Below are 25,395 nucleotides of genomic sequence, written 5' to 3' on the forward strand. Positions count from 1 at the left end.
AGGAGTACCCACATGCCTTCCGTTAAACCCGGTGTTGTTACCGGTGCTGCTTACCGCGAACTCGTTGCTGCCTGCAAGCAGGACGGTTACGCCCTTCCCGCCGTCAACATTACGTCTTCAAGCACGATGAACGCAGCCCTTGAAGCTGCTGCAAATGCCGGCTCTGACATCATCGTTCAGCTGTCGAATGGTGGCGCGCAGTTCTTTGCCGGCAAGGGCATCAAGGACGCTGCCACTGCCCGTGTTCTGGGCGCTGTTTCTGCTGCCCGCCACGCACAGCTTCTGGCTGAGCATTATGGTGTGGCTGTCGTCATGCATACCGACCATGCCAACCGCAAGTTCGTGCCGTGGGTCGATGAAATGCTGAAATGGAGCGAAAAGGCCTATGCCGAAACCGGCAAGGCGCTATACAGCTCCCACATGCTTGATCTTTCCGAAGAGTCCTTAGAAGACAACCTTGCAACCTGCGAGACCTTCCTGAAGCGGATGTCCGCCATTGAAATGAGCCTTGAGATCGAACTGGGCGTCACCGGTGGTGAAGAAGACGGTATCGGCCAGGAACTTGATACCTCGGTTGAGGAAATCGATCCGCGCCTTTACACCCGTCCGGAAGAAGTTGAAGAAGCCTATCGTCGTCTTTCCCCGCTCGGTCACTTCTCTGTCGCGGCTGCGTTTGGCAACGTGCACGGCGTTTACAAGCCGGGCAACGTCAAGCTGCGTCCGGAAATCCTGCTGGAAAGCCAGAAGTATGTCGCCGAAAAGCACGGCCTTGGGGATCGCCCGCTTGATTTCGTGTTCCATGGTGGCTCCGGTTCGGAGAAAGAGAAAATCGAAGAAGCGGTCAGCTATGGCTGCTTTAAGATGAACATCGATACCGACACCCAGTTCGCCTATGCCCGCCCGGTTGGCGAGTATGTCGAAGCCAATGATCGCGCCTTTAAGTACCAGGTCGATCCGGAAACCGATCAACCCTACAAAAAGCAATATGATCCGCGTGTCTGGATCCGCGAAGCTGAACTTTCCATGGCCGCTCGCCTTGAAGAGGCTTTCAAGGACCTTGGTGCAACCGGTCGCACGGTTACCAAAGGCTAAGTCAGAAAAAAAACTGACCTTTTTGGTCACAGGATTTATGAAGCCCGCCGGTCTTGTCCGGCGGGCTTTTTCGTGGCCCCATCGCCTCTGGGATTGTTAATTGCCAGTCTCCTGACAAATACTGACAGGAACTGTCAGGGGTGCGCTTGCGTATAGCTAATGGCTCCTCTATACATTCCCCGAACAATTCAGGAACAAAAGGCCCGACATGCTGACGAAAATTTCGGTTCGCGGTGCGAAAGAACACAACCTTCAGAATATTGATGTGGAACTGCCGCGCGATTCTCTTGTGGTGATTACCGGCCTGTCGGGTTCCGGCAAAAGTTCGTTGGCGTTCGATACCATTTATGCCGAAGGTCAGCGACGCTATGTCGAAAGCCTGTCAGCTTATGCACGCCAGTTCCTTGAACTGATGCAAAAACCTGACGTCGAATATATCGACGGCTTGTCGCCAGCAATTTCCATCGAACAGAAAACGACTTCCAAGAACCCCCGTTCGACCGTCGGTACCGTCACCGAGATTTATGACTATATGCGTCTGCTCTGGGCGCGTGTCGGCATTCCCTATTCGCCTGCAACCGGCCTTCCAATTGTCAGCCAGACGGTATCGCAAATGGTTGACCGCGTTATGGAAATGGATGAAGGCACGCGTCTTTATCTGCTGGCCCCGATCGTGCGCGGCCGCAAAGGCGAATACAAGAAAGAACTGCGTGAATTGCGTGCACGTGGCTTCCAGCGCGTCAAAATCGATGGTGAAATGTATGACATCGACGAAGCACCGGAACTCAATAAAAAGCTTAAGCACGATATCTCCGTCGTGGTTGATCGCCTGATCGTCAAGGACGGTATTTCTACGCGTCTGGCGGACAGTTTTGAGACTGCGCTTGAGCTGACTGACGGGATTGTGCTGACGGAAGATGCCAAAACCGGCGAAACCACAGTGTTTTCGGCAAAGTTCGCCTGCCCGGTTTCCGGCTTCACGATCGAGGAAATCGAACCGCGTCTGTTTTCATTCAACAACCCGTTTGGTGCCTGCCCGGCGTGTGATGGCCTCGGAACCCAAATGGAATTCGATCCGATGCTGGTCGTCCCGGATGAAAGCAAGACGCTCGAAAATGGCGCTGTTGCCCCCTGGGCCAGCACAACATCGAAATACTACCTCCAGACCCTGAAATCGGTCGCCAAGCACTTTGACTTCAAAACCAATGTCGCGTGGGAAAAACTGCCGAAAAAGGCCCAGGACATCATCCTTTATGGTTCCGGTGACGAGGAAGTCACGGTGACCTATGATGATGGTTCGCGCAGTTATAAGGTGTCCCGCCCGTTCGAAGGCGTTATTCCCAATATGTCGCGTCGCTGGCGCGAAACAGATAGCCAGTGGGCGCGCGATGAGCTGTCAAAATATCAGATGGTGTCAAACTGCCCGACCTGTTCTGGCAAGCGACTGAAGCCTGAAGCGCTGGCCGTCAAGGTTGATGGCTGTGACATTTCACAGATTACAGACCTGTCGATTGCCAAGGCAGGTGACTGGTTCCTGGCACTGGAAGAAAATCTGAACGAGAAAGAAACCGAAATCGCGCGCCGCATCCTGCGTGAAATCAATGATCGACTGCGCTTCCTGCGCGATGTCGGTCTGGATTATCTTTCAATGTCGCGCACCTCGGGCACGCTTTCTGGTGGTGAAAGCCAGCGTATCCGGTTGGCATCCCAGATCGGTTCTGGTCTGACAGGCGTTCTTTATGTGCTTGATGAACCATCTATCGGCCTGCACCAGCGCGATAATGACCGCCTGCTTGAAACGCTCAAGCGCTTGCGTGATCTGGGCAATACGGTTCTGGTTGTTGAACATGACGAGGATGCTATTCGTGCAGCCGACTATGTTGTCGATATGGGGCCAGGTGCAGGTATTCATGGCGGCCGTATTGTTGCCGAAGGTACACCCGAGCAGATCCAGCAGAATCCGGACAGCCTCACGGGCAAATACCTTGTCGGGGTTGAACAGATCGCGGTACCAAAGGAACGCCGCAAGGGTAACGGCAAGGCCATCAGCATCACGGGCGCCACAGCCAACAACCTTCAGGGCATTGATGTTGACTTCCCGCTGGGCAAGTTTATCTGCGTCACCGGGGTTTCCGGTGGCGGCAAATCAAGTCTTGTCATCGAAACGCTTTATAAGGCGTTGGCAAAACGGATGCATAATGCGCGTCATCATCCGGGCGCGCATGACGAGATCAAGGGTGTCGAGCTGATCGACAAGATCATTGATATCGACCAAAGCCCGATTGGCAGAACGCCACGATCCAACCCCGTCACCTATACCGGCGCCTTTACGCCGATCCGTGAATGGTTTGCGCAATTGCCAGAGGCCAAAACACGCGGCTACAAGCCTGGTCGGTTCTCTTTCAACGTCAAGGGCGGGCGTTGCGAAGCCTGTCAGGGCGATGGCGTGATCAAGATTGAAATGCACTTCCTGCCCGACGTTTACGTCGAATGTGACCAGTGCAAGGGCCATCGCTATAACCGCGAGACACTAGAAATATCGTTTAAGGGCAAATCGATATCCGACGTCCTTGATATGACAGTTGAGGAAGGCGCGGACTTCTTTAAGGCCGTTCCATCCATCCGCGACAAGATGGAAACCCTCAAACAGGTCGGGCTTTCCTATATCCATCTGGGACAGCAGGCCACGACCCTGTCGGGTGGTGAAGCCCAACGTGTGAAGCTCGCCAAGGAACTGTCCAAGCGCGCAACCGGTCGAACAATCTATATCCTTGATGAACCGACCACCGGTTTGCATTTCCACGACATTCGCAAGCTTCTTGAAGTGTTGCATACGCTGGTTGATCAGGGAAATACGGTCGTTGTGATCGAACATAACCTGGATGTCATCAAGACCGCCGACTGGATCATTGATATCGGCCCCGAAGGTGGTGATGGCGGCGGACAGCTTGTTGGTACAGGAACGCCAGAAGACATCATGGGCAACGAGCGCAGCTATACCGGACGCTATTTGAAGCGCCATCTCGGACTGGAATAAGACATAAGGGCAGCATCCAGCTGCCCTTTTTGATTCTGGCGCTATTTCATGGCCCCTAGCCAGGATGCGTTACCCTGTCCTCAACCCGCTTCACCAGCGCAGTGCTGAGCCGTTCGCTAAAGCCTGACAGGAAGGCGAAGACCAGGACGATTGATATCTGTTGACCGGCGGCGGCGGATTGACTGATTTCGTCAAGATCGTCGATCTTGTGCAATTCATCCAGTGGGATTGGGAGCATCCCGGCCCGCAAAGCCAACAACACAAGAATGGCAAAGCAGAACCCCATGCACGGTCGGAACAGGAAATTGAAGAACACAGAAGCCGGCTCCATTTCATCCCACGGAACATCCTTGCCAAGCCGCATCATCATACTTGTCAGTGCCCCGATTGCGCCAAAGCTGCCAACCACGAACAGCAAATCATAGCTGAAACCAAACACCTTGCCGCTGCCCGCGCTGATGATGTTGTCGATCTGAACGAACAACAACACAGCGAACACCAGAACGATTGGTGAAAGCGCCAGTGCCAGTGCGGCAATTCGAAGGCTTTTGTTAAATGCCAGCTCTATTGGATTTTCAGGGAGAACCGCCTTGGGGTTTTCTTGCTGCTCGTGCTTTAGGTCGTGAAGGTATCCCTGAACAAAACCGTCCCGCCCCTGGTTTAACGCCAGAAGCATGATAATGGCGTCGGATTGTTTACGGTCGCGGATGGCGTCGCTGTCATTGTCATCATCTTTACGCCACCAACGCAAAAACGATCGTATGACCATCGAAGAGCGCCAGCCCTGACGGGTGGCCACGACGTATTCGATCATGCCTTCTATGTCGGCGGGGCCGAACGCGCTTTCGCCCGCACAACCGAACGGAAATCCAAGACGACGCTCCGATGGAACGGGCTTTTCTTCGATTTCTATAGTTTCCGGCTCATCCCGGGCATTTGAACAGTCCACGTCGATGATATGACGCCTGCGCGGCACAAGATCAATGACCGGACAATGTGTTGGTTCGTAGCCATAGGGATGATGCGGGTAACTCATGATGCCATCTTCGCGTTATCGGTACAGAACGGCGCTGTCCTTCAAGACGGTTGGGATGTGGTGTTGTGAAAATTTCAGGTCACTACAACACCATGTGATCTTGTTTGCCCATCTTACGGTGCAATTGACTTGAAATCTGCCCCCTTGCACCGCTATGTGTGTGCCACGTTATCAAATCCACTCTGGCAAGGAGTTCGCACACGTGAATACGGTCAAGCCTGTTCATATTATTGGCGCCGGTCTGGCAGGCAGCGAAGCCGCCTGGCAATTGGCAGAAGCCGGTGTGCCTGTCATCATCCACGAAATGCGACCAACGCGTCCGACCGACGCACATCATACGGACAAGTGCGCTGAACTGGTCTGCTCGAACTCGTTCCGTTCAGATGACAAGGAATACAATGCCGTCGGCCTGATCCATGATGAAATGCGCCGTGCGGGTTCGATCATCATGCGCTGTGCTGATCAGCACAAGGTGCCTGCCGGTGGTGCACTTGCTGTAGACCGCGAAGGCTTTTCCGAAGCGGTAACAACCGCGCTTGAAAACCACCCATTGATAACGATGGAACGCGGCGAAATTGATGGCCTGCCGCCCGAAGAATGGGAACAGACCATCATCGCAACTGGTCCGTTAACGTCCGGGGCCCTGGCAGACGCCATTCGCAAGGCAACTGGCGAAGAAAGCCTTGCCTTCTTTGATGCGATCGCGCCGATTGTCTACAAGGACAGCATCGATTTTGACAAGGCGTGGTTCCAGTCGCGCTATGACAAGGGCGATGGCAAGGACTACATCAACTGCCCGATGTATGAAGATGAATATAACCGCTTCATCGATGCCCTGATCGAAGGTGAAAAGACCGAGTTCAAGGAATGGGAAAAAGACACCCCCTATTTCGACGGATGCCTTCCCATTGAGGTCATGGCCGAACGTGGTCGGGAAACCCTGCGTCATGGTCCCATGAAGCCTGTTGGTCTCACCAACCCGCATAATCCGACCCAAAAACCACGCGCGATTGTTCAACTGCGTCAGGATAACGCACTGGGCACGCTCTATAATATGGTTGGTTTTCAGACCAAGCTTAAGTACGGGGCGCAAGTTGAAGTCTTTCGTACCATTCCCGGCTTGGAAAACGCGGAGTTCGCCCGTCTGGGGGGGATTCATCGCAATACTTTCCTGAATTCTCCGCGCCTGCTGGATGGAACTTTGCGTCTGAAATCGCGTCCGGATCTGCGTTTTGCCGGTCAGATCACCGGGTGCGAAGGCTATGTTGAAAGTGCGGCTGTCGGGCTGATGGTCGGTCGGTTCACCGCGGCGGAAAAAGCAGGCAAAAGCATCCCGACCCCGCCGCTTGCCACGGCCATGGGAGCCCTGCTGAACCACATTACCGGTGGCGCGGATGAAAGCACGTTCCAGCCAATGAATGTGAATTTTGGTCTGTTTCCCGACCTTGAGCTGACAAAACGGGTCAAGGGTCGTGACCGCAAAAAGCTCTATACTGATCGTGCCATTCCGCTATTTGACGAATGGCTTGGCGCCGTATCAGCCGCCTGAAGAATTAAGAGCCGCATCCTGTTCGATGCGGCTTTTTCGTTGGATCGTGAAAGACTGTATCAGTATGGGGAAGATTGGCGGGTCAATTTACCCGTGACATCGCGGATCTGTTCGCCATCGCGGAAGCGGCGAAACACCAGATCCAGGTTCCCCTCCTCATCAAGGGTGCGCTTGTAGACCTGCATCTCATACCCGCCTTCATCGTTGATATAGAGGGCGTGGATGGTCAGTGTCTTGTCGACGATCCTTGCCCAGAAGAACGGTTCACCCTTGAGCGGATCATTGGGAATACGTTTCCCGAACAGGCCTGAGCGCATGGCGCTGCCATAGATATCGGCGCGTTCGGTTGCATAAAACTCGACATCCAGTGATACGGTTTTTTCCCGACCATCCGCCTTGTGAATGACAGTCGACCAATCGACGACAAAGCCGCGGTCGGTTTTTTCGATCACAACATCAAGGTCACGTGCCTGAAGTTCATTTTCGGCATGTTCAATTGTCGTACCATGATATGACCCGACGAAGGGATCTATACTGGCGGCCTGAGCCATGGAAATGGAAGCAAGGCACAGCCACAGGGCAGCAATCAGGGTCAGATTACCAAACCAACGCATCCGGGAGTGTGAGATCGAAGTTGACATGTCGGTCCTCATCGCGGGGTTGCCCCTTGTGTCGTGCCCAATTTCAAAGCGTTATCAACGCTACCATGGACAGCTCAACACTGTCCTGACCTTAATCACCTCTTTAAGAGATACTTTTGTGATGATCACGGGGCAAGTGACATTCCATCAATATCTCTTGAGCATCCCATTCAGCGTCAAACGCAGGCTGGCCGGCCGGGCCAAACCAAATTCTGCAGAAAACGGATCGTAATTCGCCTTGGCCAGTTTCCGAAGATATCCATCTGCCAGAACGACCGGCAATGCAGCAGCGTGGGCCTGCTTCGGCAAAGCCCGACGATGTTTGCGGGCCTCATTGATCCGCTCGCGCGCAAGCTTCGCCAACTCGCTGATGAAGTCGCGAATTTCCTGTTTTTTGCGAAATTCGAAGACATCGCCCTGCGCCACTTCATGATGATCCATTCGGTCCTTGGGCAGGTAAAGGCGTTTTGAACGACCATGGAACACGATGGCGCGCATGATCCCCACCAACCCATAAGCATTCCCCGCAAGACGTGCGGCATGCTCTGCATCTTCGCCTTTTGCCCCAAGAAGCTTTGCCGCCAGAACACTGACCTGGCCGGATGTTTGATTGATGTAACGATCAAGTTCCTGCTGGGAGGCAGGTTGGCGATCTTCTAGATCAAATTCGCGTGCTGCCACGATTGCTTCAAGTTCGGGAACGTGGAGGTGACCGTCCTTGACCAGTTCGGCCAGTGGCTCGACAACCTCGTGTTTGCGGACCTGTCCCTCGCCCAGTTCAGTCAGGGTGTCACGCCACCATTGCAGGCGAATATGCCCCAGCATAACTTCGCTGACCATTTCACGGGTCTTGGAGACTTCCTGATTAAAGGCATAGAGCGTGAACAGGGATTCACGTTTCTCCGGTGCCGCAAAAAGTGTGCACAGGAAACGATCCCGGTCATGGCGCCTGACATAGTCTGCGCAATGAGAAAGCTTGGGCGTATCGGTCATTTATCCTATCCGATCTTACGTTCCGCACGTTGATCGTCATTTGGGCTATTGCTGAATTCCGGCATGCTCTCGACATATAGCGATTGTGACGGGAAGGCGAAAGCCGCCCCCTCTTCCTCGACAATGCGCTTGAAAGCGATGATGTGACGATTTCGGATGTCACGCCAGGTCACCCAGTCCGTGGTTTTGGTGAAATAATAAAGATCAATATTGATCGAACTGGCACCAAAGTCCGAAAAATGAACCATCTGGGCCACGTCGGTCTGCGCAACATCTTCGTCGTTTTTCAGAAAATCACGCAGCTTGTCGACGATGGCTTCCATCTGCTTGGCGGTTGTTCTGTATTCAAGACCAATCACCATTTTGATCCGACGATGTGTCATGCGCGACCAGTTGATCACCGGTGAATCCACGATTTGGGCATTGGGCATCGTCACCAAGGCCTTGGCAAAGGTGCGTACTTTGGTGGCGCGCAGGCCAACGACCTCTACCGTCCCTTCAAAATGCGGCGTTTCGATCCAGTCACCGCGCTTATACAGATTGTCGGCAAAGATCGTCAGACCGCCAAAGATATTGGCCACTGAATCCTTTGCTGCCAAGGCGACAGCCATCCCTGCAAGACCAAGACCACCGAGAAACGCCGAAACATCAATGCCCCAGTTTTCCAGAATGATAACGCCGCCGATAACGACGATGAGGGTTTTCACACCACGAATAAAGAATTGCCTGAGATCATCGCCAAGCCCGGCACCAAACCGGCCGACCAGCCGATTTAACGATACACCCAATGGCTCCACAGCGCGAAACAGCGCCCAAAAGACGCAGAAACCAGCCGCGATTGAAATAGCCTCAACAGCAAACGCATCAATTTCATCAGGGAGTGTCAGTACCTCGGTCGCGAAATATACCCCAAGCAGCATGAACAGCGCTTGGAGCGGTAAGGCAAACGCGTCGAGCACATTGGCCATCATGCTTTCCGAGCGCTGCTGTGCGATGCGGCGCAATATACCAAGCGCGCCGCGCACCAGAACACGTTTGAAGATGAAGAACACAACCAGCACCAAAAGCGCACCGATCAGTCTTCCGACCTCTCCGCCGCCAAGCATGTCGACCCAAGAATTCATTTGGCCGATGACCTCTTCATTGAGGTTGTCCAGTTCGGTCGTGATTTCATCCATGGCTTGTAAGCTATTCTGATGTTAAGGTTATTACGACTTCTGACATGACACGACTGTGTAGCACATCGTTCTCTGGCCTTTGTATAACAACTAAATTGGCTCAGGCATATGGCATCATTTGCGTCGGGAAGCATACATGTTATCGGTGGCGGCCTTGGTGGGTCAGCACTTGCAACCTGTATGGCAGAAGACGGCTTTGAGGTTACGCTTTATGACGAGGCGGAACCATTCGAAAGCCGCTGGACGCGCGGTATGCACACTGCGGCCGAAAGCCAAAATGCTGCCGAGCCAGAAGTATTCTATGACCCGCAAGGGCTGGTTGAAGGTTTCTTCGCGCAATACCCGGAAATTCCGAGAAAGCTGATCCGACCTGCCCATTGCGTAATGGGTTTGAAACGTGGACGGCGCAAACATGCCATCGTTTCACTTGATCAGGGGCTCTCACGATCATTGATATCTCGGCGTATCGGCCTGGCAGCAAGGGCCTATACGGCCCTTACTCTTTTTCAACAGCGCTATGCCAGCGAGGAAAGCCGTGTCGAGAGCACACTGGGATCAAGCACCTTTGATTCAGATGACAAAGCGCACCAGCCAGGTACATATCACCGAGATGCGCTGACAGTGTTGGCTGAAGTGCTGTTCTCAATGCCAGCGCACAAATGCTCGAAAGCATTACTGGCCCGTGTTCTGGTTCCCACGCTGCGCGAGATGCTGCGACGTCATCATGAACCGGTTTTTTCTGCTGTTGATCCAATCATTCTCAATGACATCGCCTTGCCAGCCCTGCGCGAGCGATTCATTGCAGCCGGCGGCAAGATCAAAGCGCGGACGAAACTTGGCGACATTGACAGCACATCGGATTACGCCACCGATCTATTGTTTGAGGATGATAGTCAGGTGGTTCTGAAACCCGATGATGCAGTCGTACTTGCGCTGCACCCCGGGCCGTTATGTGATGCGGTGCCAGACATCGGCATTACACCGGCCCCGGCCCGTCGTCTGAGCATGGCATTTGAGATACGCAAACCGTTTGTTGAACCGCGCGCTCTTCTTGCCGGCGACGATATTGTGCGCGCCATTTACTGCACCCGCCGGCACCTTCAAGTTAGTCTGAATAGTGCTTTGCCATTAACAGCGATCCAGAACGCCAATCAATTTGCACAACTTGTTTGGCAACGCTGTGAGTGGCTCTGTGATCAGTATCTTAATCTTGATCTACAAGCGCGCATTGACACGGGTGATAACGCGGAACATCCCAAACATCTTTTTATAAATGCAGAAGCCCCGTTTCCAGAAATGACGCCAGGAATGGCTGCGGCCAGACAACACCTGCGCGCGCCCTGGAAAAACCTGTTCCTGTGTGGTGACGCCTTTCCTGTCGATCAGGCACCGGGCCCTGCGGCCCTGTTTTCAAGCGTATCGGATGTGCGCCATCAGCTTGAAAAGTTCTTCGCATAGCATTCAGCTGAAGGGTCTAAACAGCGATCATTGCTGCGGCAACACGACGTGCTTCTGACACCAGAACGTTATAGGTTCGACACGCGGCACCGGTATCCATCGGTTCGATTACAATGCCGTGCGGTCTTAACGCCTGACGCCACTCAATTGGTACAGGTGTTAGACGTGTCCCCATGCCAAGCAACAGGATTTCGATTTCATCGGCCTTTTCTATCACCCGGGAAAAAGAGTCCGGCGTGATGTCGTCTTTTTTCGTAACGTTCCATGAATAGACGGCTTCAGGAAACAGCAGAATTGATCCCGTAACCGTCTCTTCGCCAAATCGAAAAATGCCATCGCCATAGCTGGTGAATATTTTACTGCCTTCGGCGACCAAGGTGCTTACTTCAAGAGACATGCGGGCCCCATTTGCGGTTGTTCGATTAATTTGAATTTGACTTAGTCTGGATTTCACGGAGTGTCGAGGTGCTCCTCAGTAATTTTTCTGCGCCAAAGAATGAACAACCCGGACAAAACGACGATACCGCAACCGACCATCATCAACAGGTCGGGCTCCTCGCCAAACAGGATCATGCCCAGTGCAATACCAAACAACAAGCGGGTGTACCTAAATGGCGTAACTGCGGAAACATCACCAATGCGCATCGCTTTCATTAAGGCAGCGTAGGCAAAAGCCCCCATCAAGATTGCGCCAACGAAATACAAAACGCTTTGCGTATTCATCCACGTAAACGCTTTTCCATCCCAGAATGAAAACATGATGCCAGCCAGTATAATGGCCACAAAACCATAGAAACCAAGGATGGACGTACTAGTGATACAGGCGCTGCACGGCTGGCAAGATCACGCCCGGCAAAGCCAATCGTGCCAATAACAGCAAGCAGGGATAACGCAGAAAAGCTGTCAGCCGTCGGGCGCAAAATAATCAAAACGCCAATCAATCCGACGATGATTGCCGTCCATCTTCTCCAACCCACCTTTTCGCCAAACAGGAGTGCTGCTCCAAGAACGACAATAATCGGCGTCGCCTGAAGAATTGCGGTCGTCGATGAAAGCGGCGTTAATGCCAATGCGAGGACATAAAACAACCGGCCAATAACTTCAAAAACGATCCGTATGCCCATCGCGCGCGACAGCACGTCAGGATTAAGCAAGTGCTGTTTGTTGATCCGCGCGACAACTGCAAACAGGAGCGCCCCACCGACCCCGAACACAACCAGGACCTGACCAACGGCATGGGTTTCCGAGACAGCCTTGACAAAAGCATCCTCAAAAGAGAACGCCACCATCGCGGCGATCATCCAGATGCTTCCGATCAGATTTGCGCGATGTTCGGGAGGCGATGCGATATGGGGTGTCATCCGTTTCCGCCAGTTCTTGATGGACTTTTTATCGGCTCTCTAGGCACGGAAACCAAAGACCGCAAACGATCAAATCCCGTAAAGAAATGGCCGGGTTTGTTTTCTCACAAACCCGGCCATAGTGTAAATGTCTATCAATCCAATCCGGCAGATCAGGCGCCAGCTTCCTGACCTTCTTCTGCCTCGGGGATCTTGCGTTTCAGGCGCAGAACAACCAGAAGCGGCGAAGCGACACAGATCGAAGAATATGTCCCGATCACGATGCCAAAGATCAAAGCCATGGTGAAACCACGAATGGCTTCCCCACCGAACACAAACAGCGCAATCAGGGCCAGCAAAGTGGTCAATGACGTCATGGTCGTACGGGCCAGCGTCGAGTTGATCGACAGATCAAGAAGATCGGGGATTTCCATCTTGCGGAATTTGCGCAGATATTCACGGATCCGGTCAAACACCACCACGGTATCGTTGATCGAGTAACCTGCGACAGTCAGAACCGCAGCCAGGGTCGCCAAATCAAACTGAATGCCTGTAACGACAAAGAAACCCACGGTAATCAGCACATCATGGAGCAACGCTGCCACCGATGCGATGGCAAACTGCCATTCGAACCGCACCCAGATATAGACCATGATCAGGAATAGCGAGATCACGACCGAATAGAAACCGGCCTCCTTAAGCTCACCACCGACTTTTGGCCCGACAAGTTCGCTCCGACGGATGGTCACATCATCACCAAGCGCCTCGGTAACCGCAGCAAGGGCTGCCATCTGGGCTTCTTCTTCTCCGTCCTGGCGTTGCAGCTGAATCAGGACGTCATCTGGTTCGCCGAATTCCTGAATGGAAACATCACCAAGGCCAAGGCTGCCAAGATTATCACGCAGCGCATTGATATCGGCCGGACCATCGGTCTTGATTTCAACCAGAATACCGCCACGGAAATCGATGCCAAAGTTAAGACCCTTGGTAAAGAACATGCCAACGGATGCCAGCACCATTACCAAAGACACGATATAGAAAATCTTCCGGAATTTAAGGAACGGGACGTTCACGTCATCCGGGATAAGATGTAAAGGTTTCATATCTTCCCTGTTCCCTTCCTTAAATAACCAGCTCGGTCGGACGACTGCGCTTGACCCATGTTGCGATCAGCAACCGAGTCAGCCAGATCGCCGAGAACATCGACGTGATAATCCCGATGGCCAGCGTCACGGCAAAGCCCTTGATAGGACCTGACCCGAAGCTAAACAGCACAAGCGCTGCAATCAGGGTCGTAATGTTGGCATCAAGAATGGTCGACATCGCACTGCGATAACCTGCATCGATGGCATTGATGATTGACCTGCCATTTCGCCGTTCCTCGCGGATACGTTCAAAGATCAGAACATTGGCATCAACCGCCATACCGACCGTCAGCACGATCCCGGCAATCCCCGGCAAGGTCAGCGTCGCCTGAAGAACCGACATCACTGCCAGAACAAGGATCAGGTTCATCATCAGGGCGATGTCCGCATAAACACCAAACCGACCGTAACTGATGATCATAAAGGCGATTACAAAAACAAGCCCGAGAACTGCTGCGAATTCACCTGCCTCGACTGAATCCTGACCAAGGCCAGGACCGACCGAGCGTTCTTCGAGAATCTGCATAGGCGCAGGCAAGGCACCTGCACGGAGAAGAAGCGAAAGATCGTTGGCTTCCTGAACACTGAACTGACCGGTAATGATACCGTTGCCACCAAGAATTGGTTCGTTGATGCGCGGTGCGGAAATCACTTCACCATCCAGAACAATGGCAAGGCCACGGCCTGCATTTTTGCTTGTTACATCGCCAAACCGTGCGCCTCCGGCCGCATCAAAGCGGAAGGACACTACCGGGCGACCGTCGCTAAAGGTCGGCTGCGAATCAACAAGGTTGTCGCCCGACACCACGATACGACGATCAATCAGATATTCACGGATACCGGCAGCCTGATCGCTGGCATCAGCAGCCGGCAAGATCATCGTTCCCGGCGGAAGACCCGTTGCACGGGCCTCGGCCGCGGTTTTCTCGTTATTCACCAGATGGAAGTTCATCTTTGCGGTACGGCCAAGAATGGCCCGCAGGCGCGACGGATCATCAAGACCCGGCACCTGAACAACAATGCGGTTTTCGCCCTGACGCTGGATTGATGGTTCTGTCGTGCCCAACTCATCAACACGGCGACGGACCACTTCCAATGACTGCGCAATCGCGCGGTCTATCAGTTCACGGTAAGCAATTTCGTTATAGGTAACGGTGATGTTGTTACCTTCGCCGCCCAGCTCTGTATTCGGTTCCGCTGTGCGCGCGATTTCGCGGGCTTTTTCCACGTCTTCGGGGCTCAGAACGGTGATTTCTGCACCACTGGCGCTGGATTCACGCGGGCGGTTGCGGATCTTTTCCTGACGCAGTTCTGTGCGGATTGCATCCGCAAGAGCATCATAGCGTTCGCGCAGGACCGTATCTGTGTCGACTTCAAGCAACATGTGCGAGCCGCCACGAAGGTCAAGGCCGAGATTGATCTGCTTGCCCGGCAAATAGCTGGACTCAGTCGGGAACGTTCCCGACGGCAGGAAGTTCGGCGCAGCATAAATTACGCCCAATGCACACACCAGAAGGACCAGTGCTGCTTTCAATTTGGTAAAATAAAGCATGTTTTTGTGACCGGATCTGTCTGGGTCAACCTTGGTCTGGTTCCAAGGTTCTTGGAACAACGGGTATTTGGTACCGCTTCAGGCCACCGGCAAAATGCAAGAAGGCGGAGCCGTGTGCCCCGCCTCGCTTGATACGAAGAGATCAGTCTTTTTTGGGCTCTTCTTCTTTTTCTTCTTTGTCTTCTTTAGCGTCGCTTTTGGCCGGTTCGGTTTTCGACAGAACCGTCGAAACCATACCGCGCGCTACTTTGACTTTGACGCCATCAGCGATCTCGACCGAAAGTTCATCATCGCCAACGACCTTGGCAACGGTACCGATCAGGCCACCAGCGGTAACAATCTTGTCGCCGCGACGGATCGCCTCGAGCATTGCTTTATGTTCTTTCTGCTTTTTCTGCTGAGGACGAATAAGCAGGAAATAGAAAACAACAAAAATCAGGATCAGCGGCGCAAACTGCATCAGCGCACCTGCGCCATCTCCACCACCAGCGGCCTGAGCGTAAGCCGTCGAAATAAACATTAGGAACTCCTAATTCCTCAGAACAAAAAATATCAACTGCCGGAATATAACGGGGTGTTGCGCCAAAGCAAGGGAGAACCGGTTTTAAAGCGGTAAAATCAACACTTGTGTGCGTTTGTTCACCTTGCGTTGCACGAAAGTCATTATAACAAACACTTCCATTGGCTTGCTGATGTGCTAGCTTTCCGGCCAACAAAAAAAGTCACCAGAAAAAGAAACACCCAAGAGGCCCCGATGACCAGCGATTTCGACACACTTTTACCCACACTCGAACGCATTGCCAATGCGCTGGAACGCATGGCACCACCGGCTCGCTCCAGGAACGACCTGAGTGCCGCGGATGCTTTTGTCTGGCAGGCCCAGACCAGCTATCTGCAGCCGGTGCGCAATGTGAATCGCGTCGATATCGGCCTGCTTCAGGGTATCGGGCAGCAAAAAGAAATTCTGTATAACAATACCAAGCGCTTTGCAGACGGCCTTCCGGCCAATAACGCTCTGCTTTGGGGGGCACGCGGTACCGGCAAAAGTTCTATCGTCAAGGCGATGCATGCCATGATCAACGCAGAAAGCCCGGCCTCACTGGCGCTGGTCGAAATACACCGCGAAGATATTCCGACCCTTCCCGATCTGCTGCATATCCTGCAGGAAAGCGGTCGTCGCACAGTTCTGTTCTGTGACGATCTGTCATTTGATCTGCACGATGAAAGTTACAAGTCTCTTAAGGCCGTGCTGGATGGTGGTATCGAAGGCCGCCCGAAAAACGTGATTTTCTATGCCACGTCAAATCGCCGACATCTGATGGCGCGCGACATGATTGAAAATGAACGTTCGACGGCAATCAACCCGTCCGAAGCGGTCGAGGAAAAAGTCTCCCTTTCGGATCGGTTTGGTCTGTGGCTCGGCTTCCACAATATATCCCAAGACGTCTATTTCGATATCATTGATGGTTATGCCAAGGAATTCAAACTCGACATGCCAACCGAAGAGCTGCACGCACGCGCCAAGGAATGGACAGTGACGCGCGGCAGTCGTTCTGGTCGCGTTGCCTGGCAGTTCATTCAAGAGATCGCGGGCGAACTCGGCAAGTCGATCGACTAGCCCAAAACTGCTTGCAGGAAACGCTGAAGGCACCCGGGCAATGTCCGGGTGTTTTTATTAGCGCGAGACCATCACGCTTGGCAGATATTTAATCGGATCGGAAGACTTGCGCCCTTTGCGGACTTCAAAGTGAAGCTGCGGGAAAGTAACCGCCCCCGTCGTACCGACTGTGGAGATTTTCTGGCCGCGTTTTACAACGTCCCCCCTCGCAACCAGGGGGCTTTCCGTGTGCGCATATGCGGTCACGAAGTTATCGGCATGTTTGATCAGGATCAGGTTGCCAAAACCACGCAATTCGTTGCCGACATAAGTCACAACACCGTTTTCCGCTGCAAGGATGGGTGTGCCACGATTGGCCTGAATATTGATGCCGTCATTAAACAGTCCGCCGGTGCTCGCCCCGTACTTCAGGACCACCTTGCCCTGTACCGGCCAGATGAACCCTTTTCGGGCGGATGGCTCGGCCAAGGCAACGTTCTGGCGAACGTTACTGCCCTGCCCGGCAACCGGTGTCGACCTGCTATCAGACACCCAACTGCGTGCAGACGCCATCTTGCGTTCGGCAGCGGCAGCAAAATCTTGTGGTTTCAGGCCTGGCGTCGGGATGCTTCCGCCGTTGCGCGGCGAAACCCGTGCATGCATCGTCGTTGGCCTTGTGGTTCGAACTGGCGCGCTTGTTGAGTTCGTCGGCACGCTCACCACCTGACGTTTGCCACCAATCGTGACAGTTTTCGTCGGTGCTGTGGTTCTCGATGCGATAGCCGTATCTGGCGGCATGCTGTCATAGTTCGGGGTCCACGGCGGCAACACAAGGCGCTGTCCCGGATAGATCACATAAGGCTTGCGAAGATCATTACGGCGAGTGAACTCGACGAAGTCCATGTGATAGCGCACGGCGAGTTCGGAAACTGTATCCCCCGGCGCAACGGTGATGACGCGTTCGCCGTTTTTAAGTTTTGGCATGCTGTAGGGGCTATAACTCGCCCCATCGCCATAAACCACCGGCACCGGAACGGAATTGAGCAAACAGCCGCCAAGCGCCGCACTTGCCGCGCAGACAAGCAGCAGGCGTTTACCGTGATCAACAGCGCGTTTGACACAATTTTCCATCATGGTTCCGATTGTCTCCGATCAGCGGTTAACAATCGGTAAGCATGCGGACGCTTTGAATAGGAATTTTTAGGGCCAAGAAGTCATCAGAATTCTTCGGTGCCGGGAAGCATCGGCACGAAACGGACCGGCATTAGTTCGGTCACATCGACGCCACTTGGCGTGCGCAGAACACGGAGCAGCAATTGCGTATGCGACACCTCACCAACGGGTACAACCATAATGCCGCCCACGGCAAGCTGATCAACAAGCACCGGCGGAACATCCTGTGCTGCAGCGGTCACGATAATACGGTCAAAAGGTGCCTGCGCCTTCCAGCCAAGCCCACCATCAGCATGCAGCGTGGAAATGGTATGCAGGCCCAGTTCACGAAACTTCTCTTCGGCTTCACGCAACAGGGGTTTATGACGTTCAAGGGTGTAAACCCGGCGTGCCAACTTGGCCAGAATGGCAGCCTGATACCCAGACCCGGTTCCGACTTCCAGCACCTTCATTCGGTCATTAAGCTCAAGCGCCTGCGTCATCAACGCAACGATATAGGGCTGTGAAATCGTCTGTCCCTTGCTGATCGGCAAGGCGACATTTTCCCATGCGCGGGTCACGAAGGGATCAGCAACAAAGGATTCACGCGGGATTTCAGCGAGTGCAGCCAGAACCTCTTCGTCGTGAATGCCATCTTCACGAAGAGTTTGCAGCAGATTAGCAATGGCGTTTTCGCGTGTCATCACCGGCTCGTTCACGGGAATGCCTTCGTCAGTTTTTCAAACGTTTCATAATGGGTGAAATCAAGACTTATTGGTGTCACCGAAATATTGCCCTGTTCGATGACACGCAGGTCCGCAGCTTTATCAGCTGGCAGTTCGGATTGAATGGCACCAATCCAATAATAAGGCTCGCCACGTGGATCAAGACGTTCTGCAATATGGTCACCGATCTTGCGCTGCCCCTGCTTTGCAATTTTGACCTCTGCCCCGCCTTTGGCCTCGTGGTCAGGGAAGTTAACGTTGATCAAAACCCCTTTTGGCCATGTGGTGGTGACCAGGGTTGCAAGAACGTCCTTCAGGTACTTCTCGGCAATCGTCCAGTCGATCATCTCACCGGCAAAATACTGTGAGAACGCGACGGCCGGTACGTTCAGAAGAGTTGCCTCCATCGCCGCAGCGACCGTCCCTGAATAGGTCACGTCTTCACCAAGGTTCCCGCCACGGTTGATCCCGGACAAGACGATGTCTGGCGGATTATCACGCATCACCTGTTGCAAGCCGAGCAAAATACAATCGGTCGGTGTACCGTCGACTGCAAAATGCCGTTCGTCGCGCTTATGAATGCGCAACGGACGTCGCAGGGTCAGGGAATGCCCTGCCCCGCTTTGCTCCATTGATGGTGCGATCACCCAGACATCATCCGAAAACTCCCGCGCGAGCTGTTCTAGCAGCTTGATCCCGGGCGCGTCGATGCCATCATCATTGCTGATCAGGATACGGGCGTTGGTGAGGTCAAGCATGTCTGTTTCGTCCTAGCGCGCCGAAATGACCTCGATACCGCCCATATAGGGTTTGAGCGCATCCGGAACACGGATCGAACCATCAGCCTGCTGATAGTTTTCCATAACCGCAATCAGGCAACGACCAACCGCAAGACCAGACCCGTTCAGGGTATGAACAAACTGGGTTTTCTTCTCGCCCGTCGCGCGATAGCGAGCGTTCATACGACGTGCCTGGAAGTCACGGGTGTTCGAGCAAGACGAAATCTCGCGATACTTGCCCTGTCCGGGCAGCCAAACCTCGATGTCATAGGTTTTGGTCGCCGAGAAACCGATATCACCGGTGCAAAGGATCACAGTGCGATACGGCAGGCCAAGGCGCTCCAGAACCGTCTCGGCACAACGCGTCTTGCGGGTGAGTTCTTCGTCGGACTTTTCGGCTTCAACCACCGAAACCATTTCCACCTTCGAGAACTGGTGTTGACGGATCATGCCGCGGGTATCACGCCCGGCCGAGCCAGCCTCCGAGCGGAAGCACTGGGTTAGCGCAGTATAGCGCAGCGGCAACTTGGCCTGATCAACGATCTCGTCTGCCACCTGATTGGTCAGGGTGACTTCAGAGGTCGGAATCAACCAGTAATCATTGGTCGTTTTGAAAAGATCTTCCGCAAATTTTGGCAGCTGACCGGTCCCAAAAACCGCATTGTCACGCACAAGCATCGGCGTGATGGTTTCTTCGTAACCATGTTCGGTTGTGTGCAGATCGATCATGAACTGCGACAAGGCGCGTTCAAGCTTTGCCAAACCGCCACGCAGAATAACAAACCGCGAGCCCGAAAGCTTGGCCGCAGTTTCAAAATCCATCAGGCCCAGTTTCTCGCCGATTTCGAAATGTTCGAGCGGTTTGAAATCAAACTCACCTGGCGTCCCCCAGCGATTGACTTCGACATTATCGTCTTCGTCTTCGCCCACCGGGACTTCCGGATCCAGAACGTTCGGGAAAGAGGACAGCAAAAGATCAAGCTTGTCATTCAGGGATGCCTGTCCATCTTCGGCTTCTTTGATCTTGTCCTTGAGCGTGGACATCTCGGCCATCAGGTCGTCGGCGTTTTCACCGTTCTTGCGCAGCTTTCCGATTTCACCGGAAATCACCTTGCGGCGGGCCAGCATTTCCTGATGTTCGGTCATCAGTTTACGCCGCTCTACGTCGATATCGATCAAACGCTGTGCGGTAACGTCCTGTTTGCGCGCAGTCATTGCTGCGTCAAAAGCCTCGGGATTTTCCCGAATCCATTTAATGTCGTGCATCTAACGGCACCCTGTCAGTCTATCTATTTGTGGCTTTATACGATGGGGTGGACACAAGGTCCACCCCGTCAAATCGGACTGTTTTAGCGAGCATTTTCAATCAACGCGCGTTGTTGAAATCATCCTCGCCATCATCATTGTTCGACGGCCCGGACAATTTCGGTGCATCGCCATCATCATCAGAAGATCGGGTCAGAGATGACTGGCCATCATCATAGGATGCAGCCGCCTCACCTTGCGCATCGACACTTTCCTGGGCTGTTGCCACTGTTGTGCCGGTTGACGCCTGTGCTTCTTCACCGTCATCAGATTCCGCTTCATCTTCATCGTCTTCGTCATCCTCGGCGTTGGCCTTTGCGCGCTTGCGCTCGGAAACCCGCGCCATGACGATCGAAATCTCGTAAAGAATGATGATCGGGATCCCCAGACCAATCTGTGAAATCAGGTCCGGCGGTGTCAGAACCGCTGCAAAGCCAAACGCAATCACAATCGCGTATTTGCGACGTCGCGCCAAGCCATCAGCGGTCACGATTCCGGCGCGCGCCATCAAGGTCAGAAGAACTGGCAACTGGAAGCAAAGCCCAAAGGCAAAGATCAGCTTCATCACCAGCGACAAATATTCGCCCACTTTGGCTTCGAGCTGGATCGCCAGATTGGCTGCGCCACCCGCCTGTTCGAAGCTCAGGAAGAACTTCCAGGCCAGCGGCATGATCAGGTAATAGACCAGTGCACCGCCCATCAGGAACAGCACCGGGGTCGCAAACAGGAACGGCATGAAAGCCGAACGTTCGTTCTTATACAGACCCGGCGCAACAAACGCCCAGAATTGACCAAGGAATACCGGTGCTGACACAAAGCAAGCCGCAAAGAACGATACCTTGACGTAGGTGAAGAACACCTCGGTCAAGGCCGTATAGATCATGCGCCGATCCGGGCCCATGATGTCGGCAAGCGGTCGCACGAGGAAGCCGTAGATATCCTCGACGAAGTAGTAGCAGACACCAAATGTAATAAACAGTGCAAGAACCGCCCAGGTCAGACGGTTTCTCAGCTCGATCAGATGCTCCATGATCGGCATCTGTCTGTCATGCGATTGCATGTTCACGCCTGGTTCTCCGGCTGATCTTTTTTCTTGCTCTCATCTGCGGACTTTCCAGCCGTGGTCTTCGCCGGTTTCGCAGGAACATCCGCCTTTGCGGCGGGCTTGTCTGCGGTCGGTTTTGCCTCGGTCTTTTTCTCGTCGCTTTTGGGGCTTGAGATTTTGTTCTCGAGGAAGTCGGTCGGGTTGCTGTGCGAACTGTTGACCTGCTTGCGCAGATCATCAAGCTCCGCCTCGCGGATGATGTCATCAATTCCGCTTTGGAACTCGCGCGCCATTCCGCGCACTTTTTTCCAGTAACCCGCCAATTTATACAGCAGATGCGGTAGCTCTTTGGGGCCGACGACAAAGAGTGCGACGACGGCCACAAGAGCCATTTCGGTCCAGCCGATATCAAACATATGACACGCCTATCTGAAGGAAATCCGACAGACGATCAGGATTTCACAGAATCCTTCTCATTATCCTTGCTCTCGGAAGAAACCGATGCAGAGGTCGTGTTTTCGATGGTCTTGGCCGAAGCGCTCGCATCCTGTTCTTCTTTTTCATTGATGCCCGCTTTGAAGCTCTTGATCCCTTTGCCCATGTCGCCCATGACTTTCGGCAATTTGCCAGCGCCAAAGATGATCAGGACAATCGCAAGAATCAGAACGATTTGCCAAACGCCAATACCCATAACTTAAATCTCCAAAGATCCATTCTGCCTTCCGGCGACTTGCCCGGATAATGGCAGAAAGCCCCCCACTGTGCAATGCGACGGTTGGTTAATAACCGTGCACGACAAAATGCTTGTTAAACTTGCGTCGTTGCACTCGTCGGAGCCGCTAAAACCCCGATCGCTGCAACGCATCAAGTCATAGGAAACACGAAGGTCATCTCGGGATCAAGCGTTATAGCGACAGAGGGCTGATTAATCGGCGAAAGACGCCGTGGCACCCGTGCGTGAATATGGTCGCCCGCCTCGAGTGTCAGGTGAACCAGGTTGACTTCGCCAAGAACGCGCACAGCATCCACGTTGGCCAAAACGTCATGCCCGTTCAGTGCTTCGGCGATATGAAGACCTTCTGGCCGAATCAAAACTTCGACATCGGTGCCATTTTCAATCTCGTCGGCATGTATCGCCCCAAATGGCGTCGCCACCTTGCCATTCGCAACAGTTCCGGAAAACCTGTTCACTTCGCCAAAGAATGACGCCACGAAGCGGTTTTCAGGGCGGAAATAAAGCGTTTCAGGGGTACCGTCCTGCATGATCTGCCCTTCATTCATAATGATGATCCGGTCCGCCATATACATGGCTTCCTGTGGGTCATGGGTCACCATGACGGTCGCAATCCCGGCATCCTTGAGCACATGCAAGGTGGTATCGCGCAAATCTGCGCGCCGCGCCACATCAAGTCCCGAAAACGGTTCATCAAGCAACATGATCCGGGGTTTCGGGGCCAAGGCACGTGCCAGGGCGATGCGCTGTTGTTGCCCACCGGAAAGCTCGTGGGGATAGGCATTCAGATATTCCGACATGCCGACCTGATCAAGCGCCGCTGCAATCGCATTCGTCCGGTCTGCTTCACTGAAATGACGCAGGCCAAAACCGATATTTTTCGCGACGTTTAGATGGGGGAACAAGGCATAGTCCTGAAACACCATGCCGACACCCCGCTTTTCCGGTTCTACATAGCCACCGGGTTCCGCGACGATGTGGTTGTCGACCGCAATTTCACCGACCTGCAGCTTTTCAAGACCTGCGGCCAGTCTAAGCGCAGTGGTCTTACCGCATCCGGACGGTCCCAGAAGGCACACCAGTTCGCCGGGTGCTACATCGAAACTGATATCGCGCAACACGCGGTTCTCACCAAACAGGTGCGATACATGCGACATCTTCAAGCCGTCGGTCATCGGGTACTCTTCTTGCAACAGGGAGCGAACACTTGCAGGTGCAAATGATTTGCGAAATCTTTCGGGGAACTTAAGGTCCCTGAACGCACGATGCAAGAAGATGGATCAATTGGTTTCCTGATCCTGCGCGTCAAACGGGTCGTTTTCCGCGCCCATCCCATCGCTCTGATCAGTTTCAACCTCCTCGACTGCCCTGCCCGGCTTCTTTTCATCTGCGTCGAGCAGATTTGGATTATCCGAGTAGATCGTTTCATCCAGATCGTCGAGATTACGGGTGGTAAGTGCCTCTTCGACCACAGAATCGGTCACCTCGCCGTCATCGACCAGGTCAGGCAATGCTTCGTCATCGGAATTCGCGCCATAGCGGCCCATGCCCGGACGACTATCAAGCAAACCAGCCGCTTTGAGGTCGGCAAGCCCCGGAAGATCATCTCGGCTCTCAAGGCCAAAATGATCAAGGAAATTATCCGTCGTTGCCCAAAGTACCGGACGCCCCGGAACGCGTTTGCGGCCGCGTGGCCGGATCCATTTGGATTCAAGCAGGATGTCGAGCGTACCCTTGGAAAGGGCTACACCACGGATTTCTTCGATCTCGGATCGGGTCACCGGTTCGTGATAGGCAATGATCGCCAAGGTTTCCAAGGTTGCTCTGGTGAGTTTTTTGGCTTTCTCGACCTCAATATGCAGGTCCCCGGCCAGATCAACAGCAGTACGGAATGCCCATTTATCGCCGATCTGCTTTAAGTTTACACCACGTGGTGCATAGGTCTCGGCAATCGCATTCATGATTGCGCCGATATCAGTGCCCTCCGGCAGGCGCGCCGCAATCACCCGTTCACTGACCGGTTCGGCAGAGGCGAACAAAACAGCCTCAACAATACGAATATGTTGAAAGTCAATCTCCGGTCCGGATTCGACGCCTTCGATTTCAAGCTGCGTTTCTTCGTTCATTGAGTGCCCCTGCCCAACTTATTTCTTAAACGTGTCTGCGTCATAGTCATAGTTGCGCGGTAAATCCCCTTCCCGCGCAGTCTGTGGAGATCGCAGCAGAATCGGCCCAAAGGTTTCTTCTTGTGAAATTTCCAATTCGCCGTCTCGGCACATCTCAAGACTTGCGACAAAGTGCGCAGCCAAAGCCGAGCGGGCCTTGAGTGGCGTACCCAAGCCACGCGGCATGAATTCAAGCAGCTTTGTCCATGTTGGAACGACGCGCCGACCAAACAGATCGCGCAAACGCTGAATGGCATCGTCCATGGCGTAAAGATCAAACGCCTCAATCTCGAGCGTTTTACTTTCCGATGTCAGCATGATCTGCGCATAGGCCTTCAGCAAATCATACAGCGACGCGTCATAAACTGATGCTGTCGTAACACGAACTTCTTCCGGGTCGCCGCGCCCAAAGAAATCACGCCCCAAATTGGGCCGTTCCAGAAGCTTGTCGCCCGCCGCTTTCATTGCCTCAAGACGCTTAAGCTGGAAAGCAAGAAGTTCCGCCATTTCCTCGGCGCTGAGCTCTTCCTCGTCATTTTCCTGCTTGGGCAGCAACAGGCGGGACTTCAGATAGGCAAGCCAAGCGGCCATCACCAAATAGTCGGCTGCAAGTTCAAGGCGCAAACCCTGTGCCGTGCTAATAAATTCGAGATATTGTTCCGCAAGATCAAGGATGGAGATCTTGATGATGTCGACCTTTTGGTCGCGTGCCAGTTCAAGCAGGACATCCAATGGCCCCTCGAAACCGTCCAGATCAAGAATCAGGCGTTCGGCAAGGCTCGGCCCATCGTCGACCGGTTTCTTGTCGAACACATCATCTGGAATTTCGAATTCGAACTGGTCTGCCATTTATCCCCGATCATCCCCCGTATA

Annotated in this window: 25 protein-coding genes; 5 read left to right on the top strand and 20 right to left on the bottom strand. The window is 53.6% G+C overall.

Annotated elements, in window-relative coordinates:
* The first annotated feature begins 12 nt into the window (after positions 1-12).
* Both fbaA and uvrA read left to right on the top strand, forming a co-directional pair.
* Positions 13-1,092: a class II fructose-bisphosphate aldolase gene (gene fbaA, locus AUQ43_RS04635; RefSeq protein WP_062954911.1), complete on the top strand. Its 1,080-nt coding sequence runs from the start codon at positions 13-15 to the stop codon at positions 1,090-1,092.
* Between the two features lie 208 nt (positions 1,093-1,300).
* Complete coding sequence (uvrA, locus tag AUQ43_RS04640; RefSeq protein ID WP_062954912.1) at positions 1,301-4,129, top strand: excinuclease ABC subunit UvrA; 2,829 nt, start codon at positions 1,301-1,303, stop codon at positions 4,127-4,129.
* Positions 4,130-4,184: 55 nt separating this feature from the next.
* Here the strand turns inward: uvrA and AUQ43_RS04645 are convergent, their stop codons facing one another.
* Positions 4,185-5,165, bottom strand: coding sequence for a hypothetical protein (locus AUQ43_RS04645; protein WP_062954913.1), 981 nt, complete (start codon positions 5,163-5,165; stop codon positions 4,185-4,187).
* A 202-nt stretch (positions 5,166-5,367) separates the two neighbouring features.
* On the opposite strand from AUQ43_RS04645, the gene trmFO reads away from it, so the two are divergent.
* Complete coding sequence (trmFO, locus tag AUQ43_RS04650; RefSeq protein WP_062955262.1) at positions 5,368-6,714, top strand: methylenetetrahydrofolate--tRNA-(uracil(54)-C(5))-methyltransferase (FADH(2)-oxidizing) TrmFO; 1,347 nt, start codon at positions 5,368-5,370, stop codon at positions 6,712-6,714.
* 59 nt (positions 6,715-6,773) lie between these two features.
* On the opposite strand, the gene AUQ43_RS04655 is transcribed toward trmFO, so the two are convergent.
* From AUQ43_RS04655 to AUQ43_RS04665, 3 genes are all read right to left on the bottom strand, one after another.
* Entirely contained in the window at positions 6,774-7,355 is a 582-nt protein-coding gene (locus AUQ43_RS04655) for a hypothetical protein (protein ID WP_232310579.1), read from the bottom strand.
* 147 nt (positions 7,356-7,502) lie between these two features.
* Positions 7,503-8,348: a phytoene/squalene synthase family protein gene (locus tag AUQ43_RS04660; protein ID WP_062954915.1), complete on the bottom strand. Its 846-nt coding sequence runs from the start codon at positions 8,346-8,348 to the stop codon at positions 7,503-7,505.
* Positions 8,349-8,353: 5 nt separating this feature from the next.
* The gene (locus tag AUQ43_RS04665; RefSeq protein ID WP_062954916.1) at positions 8,354-9,526 is read right to left on the bottom strand and encodes a mechanosensitive ion channel family protein; all 1,173 of its coding nucleotides are present in this window, start codon (positions 9,524-9,526) and stop codon (positions 8,354-8,356) included.
* Between the two features lie 108 nt (positions 9,527-9,634).
* On the opposite strand from AUQ43_RS04665, the gene AUQ43_RS04670 reads away from it, so the two are divergent.
* A complete protein-coding gene (locus AUQ43_RS04670) occupies positions 9,635-10,984 on the top strand; it encodes an NAD(P)-binding protein (RefSeq protein WP_062954917.1) in 1,350 nt (449 codons plus the stop codon).
* Between the two features lie 16 nt (positions 10,985-11,000).
* Here AUQ43_RS04670 and AUQ43_RS04675 read toward each other — a convergent pair whose 3' ends face one another.
* From AUQ43_RS04675 to yajC, 6 genes are all read right to left on the bottom strand, one after another.
* Positions 11,001-11,381 carry an Mth938-like domain-containing protein gene (locus tag AUQ43_RS04675; RefSeq protein WP_062954918.1) on the bottom strand — a complete coding sequence of 127 codons (381 nt, stop codon included), beginning with the start codon at positions 11,379-11,381 and terminating at the stop codon, positions 11,001-11,003.
* Positions 11,382-11,434: 53 nt separating this feature from the next.
* Positions 11,435-11,743, bottom strand: coding sequence for a DMT family transporter (locus AUQ43_RS20515; RefSeq protein ID WP_232310580.1), 309 nt, complete (start codon positions 11,741-11,743; stop codon positions 11,435-11,437).
* On the bottom strand, positions 11,704-12,285 hold the full coding sequence (locus tag AUQ43_RS20520; protein WP_232310581.1) for a DMT family transporter: 582 nt from the start codon (positions 12,283-12,285) through the stop codon (positions 11,704-11,706). Before AUQ43_RS20520 ends, AUQ43_RS20515 begins: the two co-directional genes overlap by 40 nt.
* A 212-nt stretch (positions 12,286-12,497) precedes the next feature.
* Positions 12,498-13,427 (bottom strand): protein translocase subunit SecF, encoded by a 930-nt coding sequence (gene secF / locus AUQ43_RS04685; protein ID WP_062954919.1) that lies wholly within the window; start codon positions 13,425-13,427, stop codon positions 12,498-12,500.
* A gap of 19 nt (positions 13,428-13,446) precedes the next feature.
* Positions 13,447-15,021, bottom strand: coding sequence for a protein translocase subunit SecD (gene secD / locus AUQ43_RS04690; RefSeq protein WP_062955263.1), 1,575 nt, complete (start codon positions 15,019-15,021; stop codon positions 13,447-13,449).
* Between the two features lie 142 nt (positions 15,022-15,163).
* A complete protein-coding gene (yajC, locus tag AUQ43_RS04695) occupies positions 15,164-15,541 on the bottom strand; it encodes a preprotein translocase subunit YajC (protein ID WP_062954920.1) in 378 nt (125 codons plus the stop codon).
* A gap of 234 nt (positions 15,542-15,775) precedes the next feature.
* On the opposite strand from yajC, the gene AUQ43_RS04700 reads away from it, so the two are divergent.
* Positions 15,776-16,639: an ATP-binding protein gene (locus tag AUQ43_RS04700; RefSeq protein ID WP_062954921.1), complete on the top strand. Its 864-nt coding sequence runs from the start codon at positions 15,776-15,778 to the stop codon at positions 16,637-16,639.
* Between the two features lie 57 nt (positions 16,640-16,696).
* Here AUQ43_RS04700 and AUQ43_RS04705 read toward each other — a convergent pair whose 3' ends face one another.
* From AUQ43_RS04705 to AUQ43_RS04750, 10 genes are all read right to left on the bottom strand, one after another.
* Complete coding sequence (locus AUQ43_RS04705) at positions 16,697-17,752, bottom strand: M23 family metallopeptidase (protein ID WP_232310582.1); 1,056 nt, start codon at positions 17,750-17,752, stop codon at positions 16,697-16,699.
* An 83-nt stretch (positions 17,753-17,835) separates the two neighbouring features.
* Positions 17,836-18,474, bottom strand: a complete 639-nt coding sequence (locus tag AUQ43_RS04710) for a protein-L-isoaspartate(D-aspartate) O-methyltransferase (protein WP_181838576.1) — start codon at positions 18,472-18,474, stop codon at positions 17,836-17,838.
* 11 nt (positions 18,475-18,485) lie between these two features.
* Positions 18,486-19,253: a 5'/3'-nucleotidase SurE gene (gene surE / locus AUQ43_RS04715; protein ID WP_062954923.1), complete on the bottom strand. Its 768-nt coding sequence runs from the start codon at positions 19,251-19,253 to the stop codon at positions 18,486-18,488.
* Between the two features lie 12 nt (positions 19,254-19,265).
* Positions 19,266-20,540, bottom strand: a complete 1,275-nt coding sequence (gene serS, locus AUQ43_RS04720; protein ID WP_062954924.1) for a serine--tRNA ligase — start codon at positions 20,538-20,540, stop codon at positions 19,266-19,268.
* Between the two features lie 100 nt (positions 20,541-20,640).
* The gene (gene tatC, locus AUQ43_RS04725) at positions 20,641-21,639 is read right to left on the bottom strand and encodes a twin-arginine translocase subunit TatC (RefSeq protein WP_309471158.1); all 999 of its coding nucleotides are present in this window, start codon (positions 21,637-21,639) and stop codon (positions 20,641-20,643) included.
* A 2-nt stretch (positions 21,640-21,641) separates the two neighbouring features.
* The gene (gene tatB, locus AUQ43_RS04730; protein ID WP_062954926.1) at positions 21,642-22,040 is read right to left on the bottom strand and encodes a Sec-independent protein translocase protein TatB; all 399 of its coding nucleotides are present in this window, start codon (positions 22,038-22,040) and stop codon (positions 21,642-21,644) included.
* A gap of 35 nt (positions 22,041-22,075) precedes the next feature.
* Entirely contained in the window at positions 22,076-22,315 is a 240-nt protein-coding gene (gene tatA, locus AUQ43_RS04735) for a twin-arginine translocase TatA/TatE family subunit (protein ID WP_062954927.1), read from the bottom strand.
* 173 nt (positions 22,316-22,488) lie between these two features.
* A complete protein-coding gene (locus AUQ43_RS04740; RefSeq protein WP_062954928.1) occupies positions 22,489-23,532 on the bottom strand; it encodes an ABC transporter ATP-binding protein in 1,044 nt (347 codons plus the stop codon).
* A gap of 105 nt (positions 23,533-23,637) precedes the next feature.
* The gene (gene scpB, locus AUQ43_RS04745) at positions 23,638-24,483 is read right to left on the bottom strand and encodes an SMC-Scp complex subunit ScpB (RefSeq protein WP_232310583.1); all 846 of its coding nucleotides are present in this window, start codon (positions 24,481-24,483) and stop codon (positions 23,638-23,640) included.
* A gap of 18 nt (positions 24,484-24,501) precedes the next feature.
* Positions 24,502-25,371, bottom strand: coding sequence for a ScpA family protein (locus AUQ43_RS04750; protein ID WP_062954929.1), 870 nt, complete (start codon positions 25,369-25,371; stop codon positions 24,502-24,504).
* Positions 25,372-25,395: the final 24 nt, after the last annotated feature.

It is taken from the genome of Thalassospira sp. MCCC 1A01148 (assembly GCF_001613795.1).
Classification (GTDB): Bacteria; Pseudomonadota; Alphaproteobacteria; order Rhodospirillales; family Thalassospiraceae; genus Thalassospira.